This window comes from Ferrovibrio sp. GW821-FHT12B10 (genome assembly GCF_058807515.1).
Map to the genome: position 1 here is coordinate 51,653 of NZ_JBXAQT010000002.1, position 20,943 is coordinate 72,595.

A 20,943-nucleotide genomic window follows, 5' to 3' on the forward strand; every position below is an offset into this window, starting at 1 on the left:
ATCAGCACATGGATGGTTTGCTGTTCAATGCGGTGATCTACCTGGCGGCGGCGGTGGTCACCGTGCCGATCGCCAAGCGCTTCGGGCTCGGCTCGGTACTGGGTTATCTGATCGCCGGGATGATCGTCGGTCCCTGGGGCCTGAAACTGATCACCGATGTGGAAGCAATCCTGCACTTTTCCGAATTTGGCGTGGTGCTGCTGCTGTTCGTGATCGGGCTGGAACTCAATCCGCGGCGGCTTTGGCAGATGCGCTGGCCCATTCTGGGCCTGGGCGGCGGTCAGGTGGTCGGCAGCACGCTGGCTTTGAGCGGACTGTTCGTCCTGCTGGGCTGGTCCTGGCAGGTGGCGCTGGCCGCCGGCCTCGGCCTGTCGCTGTCCTCGACCGCCATCGCGCTGCAACCCCTGACCGAGCGCAATCTGCTCGGCACGCCGGGCGGACGCTCGGCTTTTTCGATCCTGCTGTTCCAGGACATCGCCGTGATCCCGATGCTTGCGCTGCTGCCGCTGCTGGCCGTTGCGCCGGCCGTGAGCGGCCAGAGTGAGGGGTGGGTCGGTGCGCTCAAGGCTGTTGCCGCCATCGGGATCATTGTTTTCGGTGGCCGCTATCTGACCCGGCCGCTGTTCCGCATCATCGCCGAGACGGGTCTGCGTGAGATTTTCACGGCGACGGCATTGCTGATCGTCGTCGGCATCGCATTGATGATGCAGGTCGCCGGTCTATCGATGGCGCTGGGCGCCTTCCTGGCCGGTGTGCTGCTGGCGGAATCGGAATACCGCCACGAGTTGGAAAGCGATATCGAGCCATTCAAGGGGCTGCTGCTCGGCCTGTTCTTCACTGCCGTTGGCATGTCGGTTGATTTCGGCCTGTTGGTGTCGAGGCCCGGCACCGTGCTGGGCATGGTGCTGGCGCTGCTGGTGGTGAAGGGCGTGGTGCTGTTCGTGATCGGCCGGATCAACCGGTTGCCCATGAGCCAGACGGCACTGTTCACCTTCCTGCTGGCGCAGGGTGGTGAATTCGCCTTTGTCATGTTCGGGGCAGCCTCAGGATTCGGGATCATGGATGCGGAGACCGTGGCACTGCTGACTGTGGTGGTGGCCTTGTCGATGGCCACGGCGCCGCTGCTGGTGGTGTTCAATGACAGGATGATCGAACCGCGTTTCGTGACGTTCGACGACCGTCCGCATGATGTGCCGGAAGACGAAGGCAATCCGGTGATCGTTGCCGGTTTCGGTCGTTTCGGACAGATTGTGGTGCGCCTGTTGTATGCCAACCGCATCGGCGTCACGGTTCTGGATCATGATCCGGAAATCATCGACACGTTGCGGCGTTTCGACTTCAAAGTCTTCTATGGCGACGCTACGCGGCTTGACCTGCTGGAGGCGGCCGGTGCGGCCAAGGCCAAGGTTCTGGTGGTGGCGGTCGACAGCCAGGACGCGTCGCTGCAGTTGGTCGATCTGGCCAAGCAGCATTTCCCGAACCTGAAGATCGTGGCGCGCGCCCGTGACCTGCCACATGCCATGGAGCTGATGACCCGTGAGGTGCCGGTGGTGGAACGCGAGACCTTCCGCTCTGCGCTGCATATCGGAGAAGAGACGCTGAAGGCGCTCGGCCAGTCGGCCTATGCGGCACGGCAGAAGACACTTACCTTCAAGACCCATAATGAGCAGCTGCTGCTGCAGTTGCACGCCCATTGGGATGACGATATGGAGAAGCGGATTTCGCTGCAGCGGCAGGCACGTGCCCGGCTGCAGCAGAATCTGGAAGCCGACGAGAAGGCCCAGGAGGCTGCCCGCGGCCTCGGCTGGAATCAGGATTAAGCGATATCCATTCGGCGCAGCATCTGCTGACTTTCCGTCACCACCGTGCTGGGTCCGAAGGTCATGCGGCCGCTGAACATGCTGGACAGCTTGTCCATCAGGGTGCTGTAGCGGTTCCAGCTGGCCTGGCGTTCGCCGTCAGTCTTGCCGGCATCCCATTCTTTGATATAGGCGCCGCCGATCTGCTGCATGGCGAGCTGATCATTCTGCCCGGCGATGTCGCGATAGGCCTGGGCAAAGGCCGGAGCCTCCTCGAACATCTTGCTGATCTCGGCCGCCTTAGGGTGATTGCCATCAACCAGGATGCGGCCGCCAGCTCCGACGTTCAGCTCGAGCGGGATGTTCGGATCGATGCCGGCCGCGGCCAGGCGCTGATGCAGCTGGTCGGCAAATTCTGCCGTGCGCTTCTGCATGGCGGCGGCAAGTTTATCCAGTCGCACGCTCTTGGCCTTGTCGTCCCAGGCGCTGCCGAAGAGGGATTTGGCGAGCTGGTCCGGAGACGGGGCAACGCCGTTCGGTGTCGCGGTCGTCTGGGGTTTTCCCTGCTTTTCCTTGAGTAAATCGGAGAATTTGGCCGCGATCATCGTGGCCGGCGTGTTGCTGGCGACGGTCTGGTGGGCGGTCATAGCGTCGCCGAACGGACTCTTGGCGGCAGTGGCTGCGATACTCATGGTGATCCCCATCGGTTCAATTCTGATGGGGTAACTGCAAGCCGGGTGCCAGTTCAGCCGGCTGCCAGCCTCTTGCGCTGGACCTTGCCATTGGCGGTGCGAGGCAGGCTGGCGATGACGCGCCATTCGCGCGGGCATTTATAGGCAGCCAGGCGGGCCTCGGCATAACGGCTCAGCTCGGCCAGGTCGGGTGTCTGGCCCTCACGCGGCACGATGAAGGCGGCGATCACTGAGACATCGGCCCGCACCTTGAGTTCGGTGACGGCGATTTCGGCCACGGCTGGATGGTCGGCCAGCGCCATTTCCACTTCCACCGGCGAGACGCGATAGCCCATGGCATTCATCACGTCGTCATTGCGACCGTGATGCCAGAGATAGCCGTCGGCGTCCAGGCTGGCGAGGTCGCCGCCGCAGAACCAGTCGCCGCGATAGACCAGCGCTTCTTCCTCCGGCCGATGCCAGTAGCCCAGCATCAGCGACGGCTCGGAGCGATGTACAGCCAGCAGTCCGGTTTCGCCCATCGGTAGCAGCACGGGATCATCGCTGTCGGGCGACAGGATGGCGACCCGGCGGCCGGCCTGCGGCTTGCCCGGACTGCCGGGCTTGATGGTCATGCCGGGCCCGGTGGAGATGTAGGTCGAGATCTCCGACATCCCGAGCGCTTCATAAAGCGGCTTGCCGGTACGGGCCTGCCATTCCTCCAGCAGCGGCGGCGGCAAGGCCTCGCCGGCGGTGGCGCCATGTCGCAGCGCCGTGAGGTCATGCGCATCGAGGTCGCAGTATTTCAGGATCTGGCGATAGAGCGAGGGCACGGCGGCGAAAATGGTGGCGCGATGACGCTCCAGCAGCTTAGGCCAGACCTGGATGTCGCGCGGGCCGTTGTAGAGCACGGTTGTTGCGCCGACGGCCCATGGATCGACCAGGCCGACGCCTAATGTGTAAGTCCAGTTGAAGGCGCCGGCATGCAGCATCACGTCGCTGTCGCGCAGGCCGAGCCAGCCTTGATGCATCGGGCGGCGGCCCCAGGCGGCGCGATGGGCATGCAGTACGCCTTTGGGCTTCCCTGTCGTGCCCGAGGTGTAGACCAGATAGGCCGGATCGTCCGCCGCCGTATCGGCATAGTCGGCCAGCGGCGCGAAGGCTTTCAGCGTAGCGAGTTTCGCTGGATCGAGCAGGATGACCCCCGTCGGCAGTGTCAGGCCGCCGGCGAGATCGGCACTGGCGGCGACGACGGCAGCACCCGAATTCTCCAGCAGGTAATCGGCCTCGGCCGCCGTGAGCTGGGAACTGGAGGGTAGCGCGACATAGCCGGCCGCCATGGTGGCGAAATAGGTCAGCGCATAATCGGCATCGTTGGCCATGCGGATCATGACGCGGCTGCCCGCCGGCAGGCCCAGCGACTGCAGGCCGGCAGCCAGCCGACGCACGGCCAGATCGGCCTCAGCAAAGGTCAGCCGGGTTTCGCTTGCATCGCCAACCAGGATCATTGCCGTCTTGCCGCCGCGCAGCCGGGCATTCTCGGCCAGGCAGTAGCGCGCGATATTGAACCTTGCCGGGACGGGTTCTCTGGTCATGCGGTCTGCCCCGGCTTGGCATCGGGCGTACGCAGGTAGAAGAGCAGGGCGGTGAGCAGGATCGCGCCCTGCACACCGAAGATGATGCGGTAGTCGGTTTCGGTCGGGACCTGACCTTTGGGCGCCAGGCGTCCCATCAGAAAGCCGGTCAGGATCTGCTGGAATGCGCCACCGCCCATGGTGCCGATGTTCAGCGTGGTGATGGCGCGGCCGGCCAGCGCCGCAGGGAAGACCGAACTGGCATGGGCGAAGATCATGACGATGCAGCCGTTCATCACCCCCATGAAGGTGAATAGCCCGGTGATCGTGAAGATACTGAGGCTGGGTACGGCCACGATGACGGCGAGGCAGGCAAGCTGTGCGCCGAGGCCGACGGCCAGTAGCCATTTCCGGGTGTTGAACACGCGATCCAGCGGACCCCAGATGAAATAGCCGCCGGCGGCGCCGAGCGCCATAAAGACCAGCACATTGCCGCGCGCCTTGGCATCCATGCCATGCACGTCATGCAGATAGGGCCCACTCCACAGGCCGAGGATGGTAATGAAGGTGGCATAGGCGCAGAAGATGATGGCGAAGAGGTAGGGGAAAGACGGGTGGCGAATGATCGCGCCGACTCCCCGCAGCGCCTGTCGCAGCGTCTCGCCGGATGGCCTCACCTTTTCAGGTTCGGGATGATCCTTGATCGCCCAGAGCGACAGCAGGATCAGCGCCACAGTGATCGCCGCCGTGAGGTAGAAGGCCGAGCGCCAGCCGAAGGCGGCCGTGAACCAGGCCAGCGGGGCTGTTGAGGCAACCACGCCGAGATTGCCCACAGCGATCAGGATGCCGGACATGGTGGCGAAGCGGTCGGCCGGGAACCAGCGCGAGAACAGCACCATCGGTCCGGTTAGGAGGGCGGCGCAGCCGAAGCCCAGCACCACGCGGGCCAGACTGAGTTCGGTCAGGTTGCGGCCATGAGCAAAGGCGATGGCGCCGACGAAAGCGATACACAGCGTGGCGATGATGGTCCGGCGCGGACCCCAGCGGTCGAGCGCAATGCCGACCGGGAGCTGGCTGATCGAGAAGGTAAGGAAGAAAGCGCCGGTCAGGATGCCCAGATCCTCCGGCGTCAGCAGCAGTTCGGTCATCAGATCGGGTCCGATGACGGCATTGGCCGAACGGTAGAACTGACTGATGGTGTAACTCAAGCAGGCGCAAAGCAGGATGCGCCAGGCGACGGGCATTGGGGCCTCTTGATCCGAGTCTCGGGCGGCGATTGCCCCGAGTTTAGATCATTTCCGGCTGTAGGGTAGCGGCAGGGAGGGTTCGTCCGGCCCATCCTCGGCCGCCATCAGGTGCGGCCGGCTGTCGAGGACTGCGGCGATCACTTGGCTTGAGACTTCGGCCGCGATACGGGCCGCCACTTCGCTGGAGACCCGGGCGGCGACCTGGGCCGCAATCTGGGCCGGCGAGGGCGGTTGGCCGGAAACCGAGGTATAGCTGGTAGGCATGACCGGCGGCACTAGTGGTATTTCGCCGCCAGGGCGCTCCTCCAGGCGACGGATGAAATCCTGGATAATGCGACGATAAAGCTCGTCCTTCAGGACAGCGTCTTCCTCACCCTGGTTGATCGAGGGGTTGTCATTGATTTCGATGACGACCACGCCTTTTTCGGTCTGCTTCAGATCGACGCCGTAAAAGCCGTTGCCGATCAGACTGGCAGCCTTGAGTGCGATCTCCACAACCTCGGACGGGGCGTCTTCGACGCGCAGGGTCCGGAAGCCACCTTCGGTGAAGCGACCGCCGTCGCCATGCTTCACCACCTGCCAGTGGCCGCGCAACATGAAATACTGGCAGGCATAGATCGGCTGGCCACGCAGGATGCCGATGCGCCAGTCGAAATCGGTGTAGAGATATTCCTGCGCCAGGATGACGTCGGATTCCCGCATCAGGCGACCGGCAGCCTCAACCAGCTGCTGGCGGTTCTCGGCCTTGACGGTGCCGCGTGAGAAGGAGCCGTCGGGAATCTTCAGGATGATCGGATAGGCGATTTCCTGTTCCACTGCCTCGACGCCACGATTGTCCAGCACCACGGTTTTCGGGGTCGGAATCTTGTTCGCCTTCAGCAGCTCGGCCAGATAGACCTTGTTGGTGCAACGCAGGATCGAGGTCGGATCGTCGATCACGGCCATGCCTTCGTTCTCGGCCTTCTTGGCGAAGCGATAGGTATGATGATCCAGTGCCGTGGTCTCACGGATGAAGAGGGCGTCATATTCTGCTAGTTCGGAATAGTCCTTCTTTTCGATCAGCTCGACTTCCACACCCATCTGTTCGCCGATGCGGACGAATTTCTGCAAGGTGCGGCGGTCCGACGGCGGAAGCGCTTCGGCCGGATTATGCAGGATGGCAAGGCTGTATTTTGCCGCCGGTTTGGCCTTGGGCGTCCGCCAGCTGGAGCGGGTGTAAGATTCTAGCGCCAGCTCGAAGAATTCCTGCTGTTCAGGCTTCAGGTCGCTGAGCGCCATTGGGCGGACCGATGCGATGTGCCAGCCATCCTCAGGTGAGAGGCTGAGCTTGAGCAGCGGGCAGCGGAATTCATCGAATACCCGCCGCGCCAGATCGGGGAAACGCAGGTCGTCGCTGCGCCCGAAGAAGACATTCACCGTGAAGGGGGCGGAGGGCAACATGACCAGTTTCTTCACCTGCTGGCGCAGCAATTCGTCCAGCTCCGGCAGGGCGTGGCTGTACAGGCTGCGCTGTCGCAGGTCGAGGATGGTCTTGACCGAGGGAATGACCTTCTGGCTGCGCGCTTCAGCCAGCAGCGAGCAGTAATAACCGTATCCCAGGTAGGAATAATCCTTGCTGAGGTTGATGATCTTGGCGCGTTTGTCCTGCACCAGGTCTGGCCGCGTGATGAATTCACGGTTGTTCAGGACCAAGCAGCCCGGATTGCGATAGCGGAAGTGGGTCTTACGCTCGACGATTATAATATGCATGACGGTGGGACGCGGCTCCCGTGAAGCTTGGCGGGGGACTTTGCCCGATCCTCAGCGCAACGACTTTTCGAGCCGCAAGGCGTCCGAACCGTTCTCGTAGTATTGCGCGATGCGCCCGATGATTCCATAGCGGTTATCACGGTAGAGGGCGATTGCGGCTTTGTTGTGAACGCTGACTTCCAGACGCAAGCTTTGCAATTTCCACTTCACAGCCGCGTGTTCGATCGCTGCCAGCAGTATCCTGCCCAATCCTTGGCCACGGGTGTCTGGGTCGACGGCGATGGAGTACAGGCGGCCGGCCTTGCTGTCGGCTCGCCGGAAGAGACTGGCGGCAGCCAGCAGTTTTTCGCCATCGGCAATGACCAGCAGGCGGGCGCGGGGATTGTGAAGCGCGGCTGCATAGCTGCGGCGTGACATGCGATCACCGGTGAAGCAACGGTTTTCCAGTTCAACCAGCGCGTCCAGATCGCCTGGGCTGGCCACACGGACCGATGGCTTGCCTTCGAGCATCAGCCGGTCGGCAGGCCGATGGTGGCGCCGGCATGGCTGATGGTGCGAGTGGCGGCTTCGAACTGCATGAGGTCCTCACCGATGAGAACCGGTCCAGCATAGTCGGCACGGACTTCAGCAAGCAGGACGGCCTGGTCGAACACCACCGGCACGAAATGGTTGAGGATCAGGCATCGGGCCCGGGCCTGCGCCGCCACCTTGCCAACCTCGGTGGAGAGTGTGTGGTAGCTGGCGACATTGGCGACGGTTTCCGGTGTGCGAACGCCAGGCAGCAACAGCATTTCCCGGTGGATGAAACATTCGTGCACGATGGCATCGGCATCGCGGGCGGCATCGATCAGCTCCGGACAGAAGGCAGTATCGCCGCTGAAGGTCACCTTGTGCTTCCCATCAGAGAAGACATAGCCGAAGGCCGCCTTCACCGGCTGGTGCCGGACCGCCACGGCCGTCACGGTCAGGTCGCCGTCCCGGATGATGGTACCGGCTTCGATCTCGGTGATGTCGAGTTTCAGGGCCGTGGTCGAGGGGCGCTTTTCATGGGCGATGCGCTGGTCGAGCTCGGGCTTCCACAGCGCCATCAAACCGTTCAGATACTGCCGGGTGCCGGCCGGACCATAGATGCGCTGCGGCCGGTCGCGGCCCTGGTGCCAGCTGGAAATGATGAGCTGGAACAGGTCGACGATATGATCGGAATGCAGATGGGTGAGCAGCACGGCGTCAATCTGCTTGCCGGCGGTACCGGCGGCGATCAGACGCTGGGTGACGCCAGAGCCGCAGTCGATCAGGAAGCGGCGCTCACCCCAGGTCAGCAGGTTGGCCGGTCCATAGCGGCTGGTCGAAACCTGCGGACAGCCGGTGCCGAGCAGGGTGACGCGCATGGATCAGCGCAGGCGCAGGATCGGCACGGGCGAACCGGCCTTCAGGGCCGGGGCCAGCGGCGGTCGCACGATCAGGCAGTCGGCCTGACTCAGCAGGCGCAGCATCGAGCTGTCCTGCCTGCTGAAGCTGCTGGCGACGAGGCGGCCGTCTTCCTGTTCCAGTGTGGCGCGCAGGTAATCCTCACGCTTGTCATTCTCGTTTAAATCTGTGCCGGTAACGGCTGTTTCAAAACGAATTTCCCAGTCCAGACTCAGCATGCCACGCAGCGCCGGCAGGAGGAAATTGTAACCACAGACGATGGCGGAAACCGGATTTCCCGGCAGGCCGAGCAAGGGCACGCGGCCCAATTCGCCTAGGTCCGCATGACCGAACATCAGGGGCTTGCCGGGCCGCATGGCGATCTTCCAGAAGTCGATACCGGTGCCGTCGCCGCCCAGGATTTTATGGATCAGGTCGTGTTCGCCGACACTGGCGCCGCCGAGCGTGAGCAGCAGATCGCAGCCGGCAGCCGCCGCCGCCTTGGCGCGCAGGTCGGCTTCGGTGTCGCGGGCAATGCCGAGGTCGATAGCGGTGCCGCCATGCATCCCGATCAGGGCGCAGAGCGCGATGTTGTTCGAACTGACGATCTGGTTCGGACCGATCGGCTCACCGGGACGGGCCAGTTCGTCGCCGGTCGCCAGCACGGCGATGCGTGGTTTACGGCGGACGGCGAGCCACGGCACGTTCATGGCGGCGGCGACGCCGATATCGGCCGGGCTCAACTGCGTACCGGCCTTGAGCAGGACCTGTCCTGCGGCGAAATCCAGCCCGGCCTTGCGGATCCACTGACCGGGCTTTGGCGCCTCGCGCACGGTCAGATGGCCGTCGCTGCCCAGATCGGCATCTTCCTGGATCACGATGGCGTCTGCGCCATCGGGGATGGGTGCGCCGGTGAAGATGCGTACGCATTCGCCAGAACCGACGCTACCCTCGTGGCGGCCACCGGCTGCCGCAGCGCCAACCGGCTTCAGAATGGCGGGAATGGTCCCGAGGTCCGCCTGGCGGCAGGCCCAGCCATCCATGGCGCTGACGTCGAAAGGCGGCTGGGTGCGGCGCGCGGCGACGTCCTCGGCCAGCACACGGCCGGCGGCGGCGGTGAGGGCGATGGTTTCCGCCGGCATGGCCGGCAGGGCGGCAACGATACGGGCGCGGGCTTCGGTGACCGCTAGCATGGCTCAGGCCGCGTTGAAGTCACCGGACTTACCGCCGGATTTGTGCAGGAGCTTCACATCGGTGATCTGCATGCCGCGATCGACCGCTTTGGCCATGTCATAGACGGTCAGCGCTGCGACGCTGGCCGCGGTCAGCGCCTCCATCTCGACGCCGGTGCGGCCTTTCAGCTTGCAGGTGGCAACGATATCGATGGCATTGGCTTTGGTGTCGGGCGTCAACTCCACCGTCACCTGACTGAGTGCCAGCGGATGGCAGAGCGGGATCAGGTCGGACGTTTTCTTGGCGGCCATGATGCCGGCGATGCGCGCCGTGGCCAGCACGTCGCCCTTGGTGGCCTGACCCGACAGGATGAGGTCGAGCGTCGCCTTCTGCATCAGAACCCGCGCGCCGGCCCGGGCCACGCGTTCGGTCTCGGCCTTGGCCGAGACATCGACCATGTGGGCTTCGCCGGCGGCGTTGAGATGGGTCAGTTTGTTGCTCACGCGGCCAGCTCCTTGCCGGTCAGCAGCAGGCGGGTGGCGGCTTCCACATCGGGCTGGCGCATCAGGCTCTCGCCAACCAGGAAGCAACGCGCACCGCATTTGGCCATGCGGTCGAGATCGGCCTTGGTGTAGAGTCCGGATTCCGCCACCAGCATCTTGCCGGCCGGCACACGGGCGGCCAGCGCCTCGGTATTGGCGATATCGATTTCGAGTGTCTTGAGGTTGCGGTTGTTCACGCCGAGCAGCGGGCTTTTGAGTTTCAGTGCGCGATCAAGCTCGTCGCCATCATGCACTTCAACCAGCACGTCGAGGCCATAGTCGCCGGCAACTGTTTCAAGCTCGGCAGCCTGTGCATCGCTGAGGGCGGCCATGATCAGCAGGATGCAGTCGGCACCCATCGCGCGCGCCTCGACCACCTGATAGGGGTCAAGCATGAAATCCTTGCGTAGGATCGGCAGTTCGACGGCGGCGCGGACAGCGCGCAGGTAGTCGTCGCTGCCCTGGAAATACGGCACGTCAGTCAGCACCGACAGACAGGTGGCGCCCCCAGCGGCATAGGCGCGGGCCAGCGCCGGCGGATCGAAGTCGGCGCGGATCAGGCCTTTGGACGGGGAGGCCTTCTTGATCTCGGCAATCAGGGCATATCGGCCGGCATCGGCCGTGGCCTTCAGCGCGCGTGCGAAGCCACGCGGGGTCTTCGTGGCGCGCGCCTGCTGTTCGAGCTGCGCCAGCGGCATGGCTTTCTTGCTGGCAGCGATGTGTACCAGTTTGTCGGCGTTGATTTTGGTCAGCACGTCGCTCATGACGACTTCTTCTCATCCGCGTCCGGGTCGACCGGCGGCGGTTCATGGGTGATTTCAATCAGGCGGGCCAGCGCCGCACGAGCCTTGCCGCTGTCGATCGCTTTTGCAGCCTGGACCACGCCGTCGCGCAGGTCCGTCGCCTTCTCGGCGATCAGCAGAGCAGCGGCTGAATTCATCAGCACGATATCGCGGAAGGCACCTGGCGCGCCATTCAGAACCGCGCGGAGCGCAACGGCATTGGCGGTCGGCTCATCGCCCTTCAGGTCATCCATCTTGGCATACGGCAGACCGGCGTCTTCCGGTGTGATTTCGAAGTGACGCAGTTTGCCGCCGGCCATTTCCGACACATAGGTCGGGCCGGTAGTGGTGATCTCGTCCAGGCCGTCGGAGCCATGCACGACCCAGACTTTTTCCGCCCCGACCTTACCCATCACCTCGGCCAGCGGCTGCACCCACTGGCGATCGAACACACCGATGAGCTGGCGCTTTACCAGAGCTGGATTGCTCAGGGGGCCGAGCAGATTGAAGATCGTACGGGTGCCAAGCTCGACGCGGGTCGGACCGACATGGCGCATCGCGCCGTGATGGCGCGGGGCCATCAGGAAGCCGACGCCGGCCTGGGCGATGGCTTTCTCGATCAGGCGGAAGTCGCAGTCGATATTGACGCCCAGCGCTGTCAGCACATCGGCGGCACCGGTTTTGGATGAGACGGCGCGGTTGCCATGCTTGGCCACCGGCACGCCGCAACCGGCCAGCACGAAGGCCGAGCAGGTTGAGACATTCCAGGTGCCCTTGACGTCACCGCCGGTGCCGACGATATCGATGGCACCGGCCGGGGCTTTCACGCCATGGACCTTGGCGCGCATGGTCAGCGCGCCACCGGTGATCTCTTCCACGGTTTCGCCGCGCACACGCAGCGCCATCAGGAAGGCGCCCATCTGCGATGGGGTGGCATTGCCCGACATCATGACGTCGAAAGCTGTGCGCGCGTCGTCAACACTGAGCCGTGCGCCGCCGGCCACCAGACCCAGCAGCCGCTTGAAATCCGAAATATCCCCGCTCATGCCGCCTGTCCGTGCTCCGCAATCGCCTTCACCGGCAGGCCGCAATAGCGCATAAAATTGGCCAGCATCGCAAGACCATGCTCAGAGGCGATGCTCTCGGGGTGGAACTGCACGCCATGGATCGGCAGGTCATGGTGACTGAGTCCCATGATCACGCCGTCCTCGGCCCGCGCTGTCACCTTCAGGCTGTTCGGCAGGCTGGCCGGGTCGACTGTCAACGAATGGTAACGGGTCGCCAGGAAGTCCTGGGGCAGGCCGGCAAAGATGCTTTCACCGGTATGGTTGATGCGGCTCATCTTGCCATGCAGGGGTTTGGGGGCGCGGATCACCTTGCCGCCGAAGGCCTGGCCAATGGCCTGGTGGCCAAGGCAGACGCCAAACAGCGGCAGGCGGGCCTGGGCAGCCTTGTCGATCATGGCGAGGCAGATACCGGCCCGGTCGGGGTCGCAGGGCCCGGGTGATAGCACTACCCCGGCAGGCTTGAGCGCCAGCACCGCCTCGGGCGTGGTTTCATCATTGCGGAAGACCTTCACATCGGCGCCGATCTGGCCGAAGTAATGGACAAGATTCCACGTAAAGCTGTCGTAATTGTCGATCAGGACGAGCATGGGCCGATTTCCTCAAGGCCGGCAGCCTAACATGACGAAGTTACGTCGCGCCACGGCCGAACACCCGCATTGCTAGTACACAAAAGAAGGTTTTCTTTGGAAATCATGGGCTTGCGGGGACGGTAAAAACCCAGAACAATCGGGTCTCTGAAGAATCGGAAGGGGAAGTACCATGGCTGACATCCAGCCGCTCAAGCAACAGCGGGGCGGAATCCGCCAGCGCCTGTTCATCGCCGTTGGCGCGATTGCCTCTTTCGCCCTGATTTCAGCCGCAGCCGGATGGTTCGCCCTGTCCCGTCTGGACAGTGCCATCACCACCGTGACGGATGAAGGGGTCACCTCGGTCGTGGCCGCTCTGGCGCTGGCCGAGCGTGTCGCCGATCTGGCCGGTGCCGCCCCGGATCTGGTCTCGGCCAGCACAGAAGAGGAAGTCACGGCCACCGCCGCGGACATCAAAACCCGTGAAAGCGACATCCGTTCGGTGCTCACTATGGTCTCCACGCGCGTCACCGGCGCGCGTTTGGAGGAGATCAAGAAGGAGACCGATGGTCTGTTGGCCAATATCGGTCGCCTGCAGCAGCTGGTCAGCGCCCGCATCCGTATCACTCGCCAGCGCGAGGCCGAGACCCAGGAACTGGCCAAGGCCCATACCAATTTCCTGCAGTTCGCCAATCCGCTGATCGACGATGCTGTCACCGATCTGGCCGGCAGCATGACCACGGTGACGCGCAGCGGCGACCTCAGCCGCATCGAGCGCTCGCTCACCCGCATGGCCAACAATGATGTCATGCTGGTGCAGGCCACGGCGACCCTGATCGGTGAGGTGAACAATGCCGTCGGCCAGATGGCGGTCGGTGCCCAGTCCGGCACGCGCGCCGAGCTGGAAGCATCCATGAAGCGTTTCGCCACCACCTCCGACCGCGTCACCAAGGCGCTGGTGGTGGTGGAGAAGATCAACCCGCATCCTGAACTCAGCAAGGCGACCAAGGCCGTGCTGGGCTTTGGCGATGACGGTTCGGGCCTGTTCAGTTTCCGTGAACAGGAATTGGACTCACTCGAATATGCCCGCTCGACGCTCAAGACCAGCCGCGATGCGGCCAAGCGCCTCGGCGCCGTGACGCAGAAAGTGGTCGATGATGCCAACAAGGATGTCGCCGGCGCCACACAAGGTGCCAAGGACAGCAGCCGCACGGGCAAGCTGATCCTGATCACGGTCGCCATCGCCAGCCTGGGTGCTGCCGTTCTGGTCGGCTGGCTCTATATCGGCCGTCAGGTCGCCGATCCGCTGTCGGCGCTGACTGGCGTGATGGACCGGCTGTCCAACCGCGAGTGGGCCACGGAAGTGCCGGCTCGCACACGTGGCGACGAGATTGGCGCTATGGCGCGCGCCGTGCAGGTGTTCAAGGAGAATGGACTTCAGAACGAAGAACTGCAGCAGGAGGTCGAGCGCAATCGCAAGAGCGCCGAGGAACAGCGCCGGGTGCAGGAGCAACTTCTGGACCGCGCCGTCGGCGAGGTTGTCGGCGCCGCCGCCGATGGGGATCTGTCGGCGCGCATCGATACCAGCAAGCTGGACGGTATGATGGCTCGGCTGGGCGAGCGCATGAACGGTATGCTGGAAACAGTGGAAACCGTGTTTGGCAATCTGGGTGATGCGCTGGGCGCGATGGCGGGCGGTGATTTCACGCATCGCATCGCTGCCAACTATCAGGGTGTCTATGATCGCCTGAAGCAGGACGCCAACCGTACCGCGCAGCAGCTGGCCGAAACGGTTGGTCGCGTCACGGGTGCTGCGGCAACGGTTCGTGATGCCGCCACCGAGATTTCCAGCGGCAGCAACGATCTGGCCCAGCGCACCGAGCAGCAGGCCGCCAGCCTGGAGGAAACGGCTGCGTCGATGCATGAGATTACCGCGACGGTGAAGCAGAATGCCGACAATGCCGAGGCCGCCAACGGCCTGGCCGCCACCGCACGCAACACGGCGGAGAAGGGCGGCAGCGTGGTGCAGCAGGCAGTGGAAGCCGTCAGCCGCATCGAGGGCAGCGCGCAGAAGATCAGCGACATTGTCGGCCTGATCGACGAGATCGCCTTCCAGACCAACCTGCTGGCGCTGAACGCCTCGGTTGAGGCGGCCCGCGCGGGCGAGGCCGGCAAGGGCTTTGCCGTGGTGGCGCAGGAGGTGCGGGCGCTTGCCCAGCGCTCGGCTGATGCCTCGCATGAGATCAAGAGCCTGATCCAGGCCAGCACCAGCGAAGTTCGGGAAGGCGCGCGTCTGGTCAAACAGACCGGCGAAACCCTGACCGACATTGTCACGGCCGTGAAAAAAGTGGCCGATATTGTTGGAGAAATTTCCTCCGCCAGCCGCGAGCAGGCCGTGGGTCTGGATGAGGTGAACACGGCGGTCTCCAACATGGACGAGATGACCCAGCGCAACGGCGCCCTGGTTGAGCAGACCACGGCCTCGGCCACGGCGATGGCCCGGCAGGCCCAGGAATTGGCTGATTTAGTGGGTCAATTCCGGGTTTAGGGGGACAATTTAACTATTGAACCCGCCGGCTGGCGCGCTATACCCATCCCCATCTTTCACTGATGGAGGTCAACATGGCCACGGAAGCCATTCGGGTCGCGATTTTGGGTGCCAGCGGGTATACCGGTGCGGAACTGCTCCGCATCATCCTGCGTCATCCGCGCATCCGCGTGGTCGCCCTGACCGCGGACCGGAAGGCCGGCGAGGGGATCGATACAGTATTCCCGCAGTTCACCGGCCTGAACCTGCCCAAGCTGATCACCATCAAGGAAGTCGACTGGAGCGGCGTCGATGCCGTTTTCTGTGCCCTGCCGCATGGCACGACGCAGGAGGTGATCGCCGGCCTGCCGACGCATCTGAAGATTATCGACCTGTCGGCAGACTTCCGGCTGCGCAACCTGGATGAATATGCCAAGTGGTACGGTCACGAGCACCTGGCGCCGAAGCTGCAGGGTGAAGCCGTCTACGGCCTGACCGAGATGTATCGTGACAAGGTCGCCAAGGCGCGGCTGGTGGCCAATCCGGGCTGCTATCCCACGTCGGCGCAGTTGCCACTGATGCCGCTGTTGGAAGCCGGCCAGATCGATGCCGATGACATCGTGATCGATGCCAAGTCCGGCGTATCGGGAGCCGGCCGTGCGCTCAAGGAAGGTTCGCTGTATTGCGAAGCCGCCGAGGGAACCCATGCTTATGGCATCGGTTCGCACCGGCATGGTCCCGAGATCGAGCAAATTCTGGCGGACGCTTCCGGTCAGCAGATGGTGGTGAGCTTCACCCCGCATCTTATGCCGATGAACCGTGGCATGCTGTCCAGCATCTATGTGAAGACCAAGCCGGGGGTCAGTGTCGACGACCTGCGCACCACGCTGCTCAAGCGGTATGCAGAGGAGCCTTTTGTGCAGATTCTGCCGCAGGGCGTGTCTCCGCAGACCCGTCATGTGCGCGGTACGAATTCCTGCCACATCGGCATTTTCGCCGACCGCATCAAGGGGCGGGTGATGATCTTCTCGGCCATCGACAACCTGATGAAGGGTGCGAGTGGCCAGGCGGTGCAGAACTTCAACGTGATGTACGGCCTGCCGGAGACCACCGGCCTGGATCAGATCGCTCTGTTCCCTTAAGGCATCGCTCGTGAGTTTGATCCTGCCGTTCGGCGACAAGCATCCGGCCATAGCGCCGGATGCCTTTGTCGCGCCGAACGCGACAGTGATCGGCGATACCCAGATCGGCGCCCGCAGCTCGATCTGGTTCGGGGTCACCCTGCGTGGTGACGTCAACAGCATCCGCGTCGGCAGTGACACCAACATTCAGGACGGCAGCGTCGTGCATGTGACTCGGGCGAAGTTCGCCACGGTGATCGGCTCGGGCGTCACCATCGGCCATATGGCGCTGATCCATGGCTGCACCCTGGAAGACCGCTGTTTTGTCGGCATGCAAGCCACCGTGATGGACGCCTGTGTGATCGAGAGCGATGGCATGCTGGCGGCCGGCGCGCTGCTGACGCCGGGCATGCGGATCGCCGCCGGCGAGCTCTGGGCCGGGCGTCCGGCCAAGCTGATGCGCCGTCTGGATGCGGATGAACTGCGGAATATCGCGGAAACGGCAGCGCACTATGCCCGGCTGGGTAGTACGTACCGCGAGCAACTCACGGTGAGCCGTTAAGATATTGTTGAAATCCGGTCTGTAAGGTTCCACGTATACAGAAACAATATGCCGGCTGAGCCGGTTCTGTGGATGGAAACATGACCGTCGGCGTTACGACCCACGCCCCCTGGCCGGATGATCTCTACGATCAGATCAAGTCGCATGGCGAATTTCTGTCGGGTCGCCTGGGCAAGCTGACGCGCGGCAAACAGCTGACGCTGGTAGGCGCTGACCTGACCGGCATCAAGCTGGTCGGCATGAACCTGCAGCGCACCATCTTCCGCAGTTGCCGCTTCTATTGCGCTGATCTCCGCAATTCCGATTTCAGCCAGGCGGTCCTGACCGGCTGCGACTTCTCGGGTGCTGATCTGACCAACGCGCGTTTCGTATGGGCTAACCTGCGCGGCGCCGATCTCTCGCGCGCGATCCTGAAGGGCACGCGCTTTGAGAATGCCGATATGCGGCCGATGACCGATCCGCCGGTGCCGCCGCATGGCAAGGGCGGTGCGGTATCTTTAAGCGATACCACGCTGCACAACACCAATCTCAGCCAGGCCAAACTACTCGGCGCGTCCTTTGTTGGCGCCATCCTGGATGGCTGTATTCTGGATAATGCCGATCTGGAAGGCGCCGACTTCTCCTATTCGACGCTGAGCAACGTGCAGTTCAAGAATGCCAAGCTGCATGACGCCAATTTCAACCTTGCGGATTTTCCACTCGAGATCCTGAATCAGCTGCAGGGCAGTGGCGCGCGTATCCCGAAGCCAATTCCAGTCGATGTCATCGAGCAGGTGCTGCGCGACCATCAGTCCTGGATTGATACCGACGGCCAGGTTGGCCGACGCGCCATCCTGTCGGGGTGGTATCTGTCGCGTGCCCATCTGGTGCATGCCAACCTGAATGGCGCCGACCTGCGGCAGGCCAATCTGTCGAATGCCAATCTGCATGGTGCCCGCCTGATCTGTTCTGATCTGCGCGAGGCTAACCTGATGTATACGAACCTGACGGATGCGGATCTGCGCGGCGCGCTGACGGAAGGGTCGCGCGGGCTGCCTGTCGTTCAGAACGACAAGAAGAACTGAGCGTCAGCGACGGCTGGTGGATGCTCGGCCGAGAGGCGACTTCTTCGGCTCGTTGGCCGTAAGGCCTTTCACGGCGCGCAGGATGCGCCGCCAGACCAGCATGCCGGCAAAATTGTTGCTCAGGGTCATTTCGGTCAGCTGGCGATTGGCATGCGATTCCGCACGGCGTGGGCCATGGTCGGCGATCAGGTCGCGCGCGGCGCGCCAGATTTCAGCATCGGAACTCATGACGGCAGACTGACGGCAAATCGTTAGCAGGGTCTTAAAATGTATCCCGGACCTTGTGGACGGCCACGCTGAGATTGTCCAGAAGGTCTTTTTGCAGCTTTTCCGTGGTTCCGCGCACGCCCTGGGCGAGAACCACGTACATTGCGTCGATATGGATGCTGATCACTTCCAGTTGAGCTTCGTTGGGCAGCGCCAGACCCGCGATGAAATCCTTCAGCGATTTCGCCAGATGGCTGAGCAGGGGGTATCCGAAGATGCTGCCCATACCCTTGATGTCGAAGGCGAGCTCGGAGATCGTCGACAGGATGAAAATCCGGGAGAGGCGATCGTTCTCGGCGGCTTTCACCTGGAGCCGCATCTCGCGCAGTTTTTCCAAAACTTCATTGGAGAAGGCATCGGCTGAGGCACTGATGGCGTTTTCGATGCGGCTGCGCACATCATCGGTAAGGACGATGTCGACACCCGTCTCGTAATTGACCGCGCGTTGTCGCAGTTCCTGCGGTGCCTTGATGATCTGCGCTTTGTTGGCCTTGCTCATTCTGGCAACGGTCCCCACCGTCATACCGTCTGTCCGGTATACCCGTCGGGCGGGCAGGGCGGTTATATCGCCCTGCCCATATGCTTGTACACTGCCGGTTACGGTTAAGACCCGATAACCCCGTTATCCTGTTTGGTGATAACGACAATGGACGGACGCGGGGGCATGTCGGGCTGGAAGTCCGGCCAGCGCGTTGCCGGGTCTTCGAAGGTCGATCCCTTGCCGCTGTTGGTGAATTTTTCGCCACCGTCAGTGGCCGGGTGCTGGACGGCAACAAACAGGGTGCGGCCGTCCGGCGTAAAGCAGGGGCCGCACATTTCGGCACCCACCGGCACGCGGAAGAACATCTTTGACAGTCCGCGGTTGGGGCCCTCGGTTTCCACGGCCCAGACGCCATCCGCCGTGTCGCTCGCCCTGTCCCAGTTCTCGCCCTGGTCAGTGGTGATCCACAACCGGCCCTGGTTGTCGAAGGCGCAGTTGTCGGGGCAGGAAAACCAGCCGTTCGCCGTGGTCTGAGGATGGAATTTACCGGCCACCTTCGGATCGGCGGGATTGCCAGCCTGCAGCAGCAGCGACCAGCTTGCCTTGGCGGCGGCGTGGTCGCCATTCGGCACAGTCATTTCCAGCACCTGGCCCCATTCGTTGCTGGCACGCGGGTTCGCCGCATCGACCTGCTCGACTTTTCGGCGATTGTTGTTGGTCAGCATCGCGTAGACGCGTCCGGTCGCCGGATTGGCCTCGATATCCTCGGGGCGGTCCATCTTGGTGGCGCCGAGCAGATCGGCGGCGCGGCGCGCCTCGATCACGACATCAGCCTGGCTGCTGAAACCGTTCGCACCGGTCAGCGGACCCTGACCGAAGACCATCGGCAGCCAGTCGAGCGATCCATCGGTATTGTACTTACCGACATACAGAATGCCGTCATCAAGCAAGGTCGCATTGGCGGCGCGGTCGTTTGGATTCCAGCGCCGGGCTGATACGAACTTGTAGATATATTCAAAACGCTCGTCATCACCGGTGTAGACCACGACGCGCCCATCCGGATTGACCACCACCGAGGCAGCCTCATGCTTGAAGCGTCCCAGTGCCGTGCGCTTTTTTGGCATCGATTGCGGATCATAGGGATCGATCTCGACCAGCCAGCCGAAACGGTTGGCCTCGTTTGGCTCCTTGGTCACATCGAAGCGGTCGAAATACTGACCCCAGTTATACCAGCCGTCCGGCACGCCATAGCGCTTGTGGTTGCGCTCTTCCGGATGGCCGGCATCCAACTTGCCCCAGAAGTAGCCGTGGATGTTTTCTTCTGCCGTCAGCACCGTGCCCCAGGGCGTAATGCCGCCGGAACAGTTGTTGACCATTCCGATCACACGGCGACCGGTGGCATCGGCCCTGGTCTTCAGGCGGGCATGACCGGCGGCGGGGCCGGTCAACTCCATCGTCGTGCTGGCGGCATCGATCCGGCGGGCATAACGGCTGCCGGCCACGACGCCCCATTTGCCCGTCTCGCCGCGGGCGATCTCGACGATGCTGGCGCCATGGGCGGCCATCTCGATCTCGACGAGCTCGCGCGTCATGTCTTTGAACAGTTTGTCCTTGGCTTCCTGGCGACCGACGCCGGGGAACATGACCTCCTCGCTGGTGTATTCGTGGTTCACGAACAGCAGACCGCGATCGGAGCTGTTGCTGCCCAGCGGCAGCGGCAGGAATCCGACGAAGTCGTTGTTGTAGCCGAACTGCCGGATCTGGGCTGAGGCAGTTTGCCGGCGCACGTCGAAGGCTGGCGCATCCGGCATCACGGCATCGCCCCAACGGATCAGGATGTCGGCGTCATAGCCCGGAGCAACATGATGCGTGCGGTCCACGCCATGGCTGATCTCGGTGAAGGTGAAGCGGCTGGCTGTAGCAGGCTGGGGCGATGCGGTCTGCGCTGCCGCATTCAGCGGCGACAGGCTTTGGGCAACGGTCAGGCCGGCGGCACTGGCCAGCAGGCCCTTCAGGACATCGCGACGGCCGTAGCGACGGGCGACAATCTCGCCCAGCGTGGGATTTGCACTGTCATTGATGCCGATATTCTGGGACGCTTCATAGGCTTCGCTCCGGCTGAGGCCGGCGGGGCGGTCTTGGGGCATGGTCTTCTCCTGGAATCGGGCTGTACAACCCGCTTAAACCTCCTAACTTGCCTCTGTGACGGGTTGATGAACTTTGTTGCGCCGCAACCGTGACGACAATTGAATTTAGTTAATTCGACTAAAGTCAGGGGGGCGTGTTGTGGGCATCGGACACGGACAGCTTGCATGTGCATGCAGGGGTAACGCTAAGATAAAGC

Annotated in this window: 19 protein-coding genes; 5 read left to right on the top strand and 14 right to left on the bottom strand. The window is 63.1% G+C overall.

What is annotated here, in order from left to right; genetic code table 11:
• Window positions 1-8 precede the first annotated feature (8 nt).
• Window positions 9-1,820 (top strand): glutathione-regulated potassium-efflux system protein KefC, encoded by a 1,812-nt coding sequence (gene kefC, locus AC1RRT_RS17885; RefSeq protein WP_493015240.1) that lies wholly within the window; start codon window positions 9-11, stop codon window positions 1,818-1,820.
• Here kefC and AC1RRT_RS17890 read toward each other — a convergent pair.
• From AC1RRT_RS17890 to AC1RRT_RS17940, 11 genes are read right to left on the bottom strand one after another with little or no spacing between them, the layout of a single operon-like run.
• Window positions 1,817-2,491: a hypothetical protein gene (locus AC1RRT_RS17890; RefSeq protein WP_493015241.1), complete on the bottom strand. Its 675-nt coding sequence runs from the start codon at window positions 2,489-2,491 to the stop codon at window positions 1,817-1,819. The genes kefC and AC1RRT_RS17890 overlap by 4 nt on opposite strands.
• 53 nt (window positions 2,492-2,544) lie before the next feature.
• The gene (locus tag AC1RRT_RS17895; protein WP_493015242.1) at window positions 2,545-4,065 is read right to left on the bottom strand and encodes a class I adenylate-forming enzyme family protein; all 1,521 of its coding nucleotides are present in this window, start codon (window positions 4,063-4,065) and stop codon (window positions 2,545-2,547) included.
• Window positions 4,062-5,288 (bottom strand): MFS transporter, encoded by a 1,227-nt coding sequence (locus AC1RRT_RS17900; RefSeq protein ID WP_493015243.1) that lies wholly within the window; start codon window positions 5,286-5,288, stop codon window positions 4,062-4,064. Before AC1RRT_RS17900 ends, AC1RRT_RS17895 begins: the two co-directional genes overlap by 4 nt.
• Window positions 5,289-5,336: 48 nt before the next feature.
• A complete protein-coding gene (locus tag AC1RRT_RS17905; protein WP_493015244.1) occupies window positions 5,337-7,040 on the bottom strand; it encodes a RimK family ATP-grasp domain-containing protein in 1,704 nt (567 codons plus the stop codon).
• 51 nt (window positions 7,041-7,091) lie between these two features.
• Complete coding sequence (locus AC1RRT_RS17910) at window positions 7,092-7,550, bottom strand: GNAT family N-acetyltransferase (protein ID WP_493015245.1); 459 nt, start codon at window positions 7,548-7,550, stop codon at window positions 7,092-7,094.
• Window positions 7,550-8,428 (bottom strand): MBL fold metallo-hydrolase, encoded by an 879-nt coding sequence (locus AC1RRT_RS17915; protein WP_493015246.1) that lies wholly within the window; start codon window positions 8,426-8,428, stop codon window positions 7,550-7,552. Before AC1RRT_RS17915 ends, AC1RRT_RS17910 begins: the two co-directional genes overlap by 1 nt.
• A gap of 3 nt (window positions 8,429-8,431) precedes the next feature.
• Window positions 8,432-9,640 carry a molybdopterin molybdotransferase MoeA gene (locus tag AC1RRT_RS17920; protein ID WP_493015247.1) on the bottom strand — a complete coding sequence of 403 codons (1,209 nt, stop codon included), beginning with the start codon at window positions 9,638-9,640 and terminating at the stop codon, window positions 8,432-8,434.
• Window positions 9,641-9,643: 3 nt separating this feature from the next.
• Window positions 9,644-10,123: a cyclic pyranopterin monophosphate synthase MoaC gene (gene moaC / locus AC1RRT_RS17925; RefSeq protein ID WP_493015248.1), complete on the bottom strand. Its 480-nt coding sequence runs from the start codon at window positions 10,121-10,123 to the stop codon at window positions 9,644-9,646.
• Window positions 10,120-10,926, bottom strand: a complete 807-nt coding sequence (gene trpC, locus AC1RRT_RS17930) for an indole-3-glycerol phosphate synthase TrpC (RefSeq protein WP_493015249.1) — start codon at window positions 10,924-10,926, stop codon at window positions 10,120-10,122. Before trpC ends, moaC begins: the two co-directional genes overlap by 4 nt.
• Window positions 10,923-11,990, bottom strand: a complete 1,068-nt coding sequence (gene trpD / locus AC1RRT_RS17935) for an anthranilate phosphoribosyltransferase (RefSeq protein WP_493015250.1) — start codon at window positions 11,988-11,990, stop codon at window positions 10,923-10,925. Before trpD ends, trpC begins: the two co-directional genes overlap by 4 nt.
• Entirely contained in the window at window positions 11,987-12,598 is a 612-nt protein-coding gene (locus tag AC1RRT_RS17940; RefSeq protein WP_493015251.1) for an anthranilate synthase component II, read from the bottom strand. The genes trpD and AC1RRT_RS17940 overlap by 4 nt, the downstream gene beginning before the upstream one ends.
• Before the next feature lie 172 nt (window positions 12,599-12,770).
• Between AC1RRT_RS17940 and AC1RRT_RS17945 the strand changes: the two genes are divergently transcribed.
• The 4 genes from AC1RRT_RS17945 to AC1RRT_RS17960 all read left to right on the top strand — a co-directional run bounded on the left by AC1RRT_RS17945 (window position 12,771) and on the right by AC1RRT_RS17960 (window position 17,851).
• Window positions 12,771-15,125: a methyl-accepting chemotaxis protein gene (locus tag AC1RRT_RS17945; protein WP_493015253.1), complete on the top strand. Its 2,355-nt coding sequence runs from the start codon at window positions 12,771-12,773 to the stop codon at window positions 15,123-15,125.
• Between the two features lie 74 nt (window positions 15,126-15,199).
• Window positions 15,200-16,246 carry an N-acetyl-gamma-glutamyl-phosphate reductase gene (argC, locus tag AC1RRT_RS17950; RefSeq protein WP_493015254.1) on the top strand — a complete coding sequence of 349 codons (1,047 nt, stop codon included), beginning with the start codon at window positions 15,200-15,202 and terminating at the stop codon, window positions 16,244-16,246.
• Between the two features lie 10 nt (window positions 16,247-16,256).
• Window positions 16,257-16,787 (top strand): gamma carbonic anhydrase family protein, encoded by a 531-nt coding sequence (locus AC1RRT_RS17955; RefSeq protein WP_493015255.1) that lies wholly within the window; start codon window positions 16,257-16,259, stop codon window positions 16,785-16,787.
• 80 nt (window positions 16,788-16,867) lie between these two features.
• Window positions 16,868-17,851, top strand: coding sequence for a pentapeptide repeat-containing protein (locus AC1RRT_RS17960; RefSeq protein WP_493015256.1), 984 nt, complete (start codon window positions 16,868-16,870; stop codon window positions 17,849-17,851).
• A 3-nt stretch (window positions 17,852-17,854) separates the two neighbouring features.
• Here AC1RRT_RS17960 and AC1RRT_RS17965 read toward each other — a convergent pair whose 3' ends face one another.
• From AC1RRT_RS17965 to AC1RRT_RS17975, 3 genes are all read right to left on the bottom strand, one after another.
• A complete protein-coding gene (locus tag AC1RRT_RS17965; RefSeq protein WP_493015257.1) occupies window positions 17,855-18,079 on the bottom strand; it encodes a hypothetical protein in 225 nt (74 codons plus the stop codon).
• A 34-nt stretch (window positions 18,080-18,113) separates the two neighbouring features.
• The gene (locus AC1RRT_RS17970; RefSeq protein WP_493015258.1) at window positions 18,114-18,641 is read right to left on the bottom strand and encodes a hypothetical protein; all 528 of its coding nucleotides are present in this window, start codon (window positions 18,639-18,641) and stop codon (window positions 18,114-18,116) included.
• A gap of 80 nt (window positions 18,642-18,721) precedes the next feature.
• Window positions 18,722-20,746 (bottom strand): PhoX family protein, encoded by a 2,025-nt coding sequence (locus AC1RRT_RS17975; RefSeq protein WP_493015259.1) that lies wholly within the window; start codon window positions 20,744-20,746, stop codon window positions 18,722-18,724.
• Window positions 20,747-20,943: the final 197 nt, after the last annotated feature.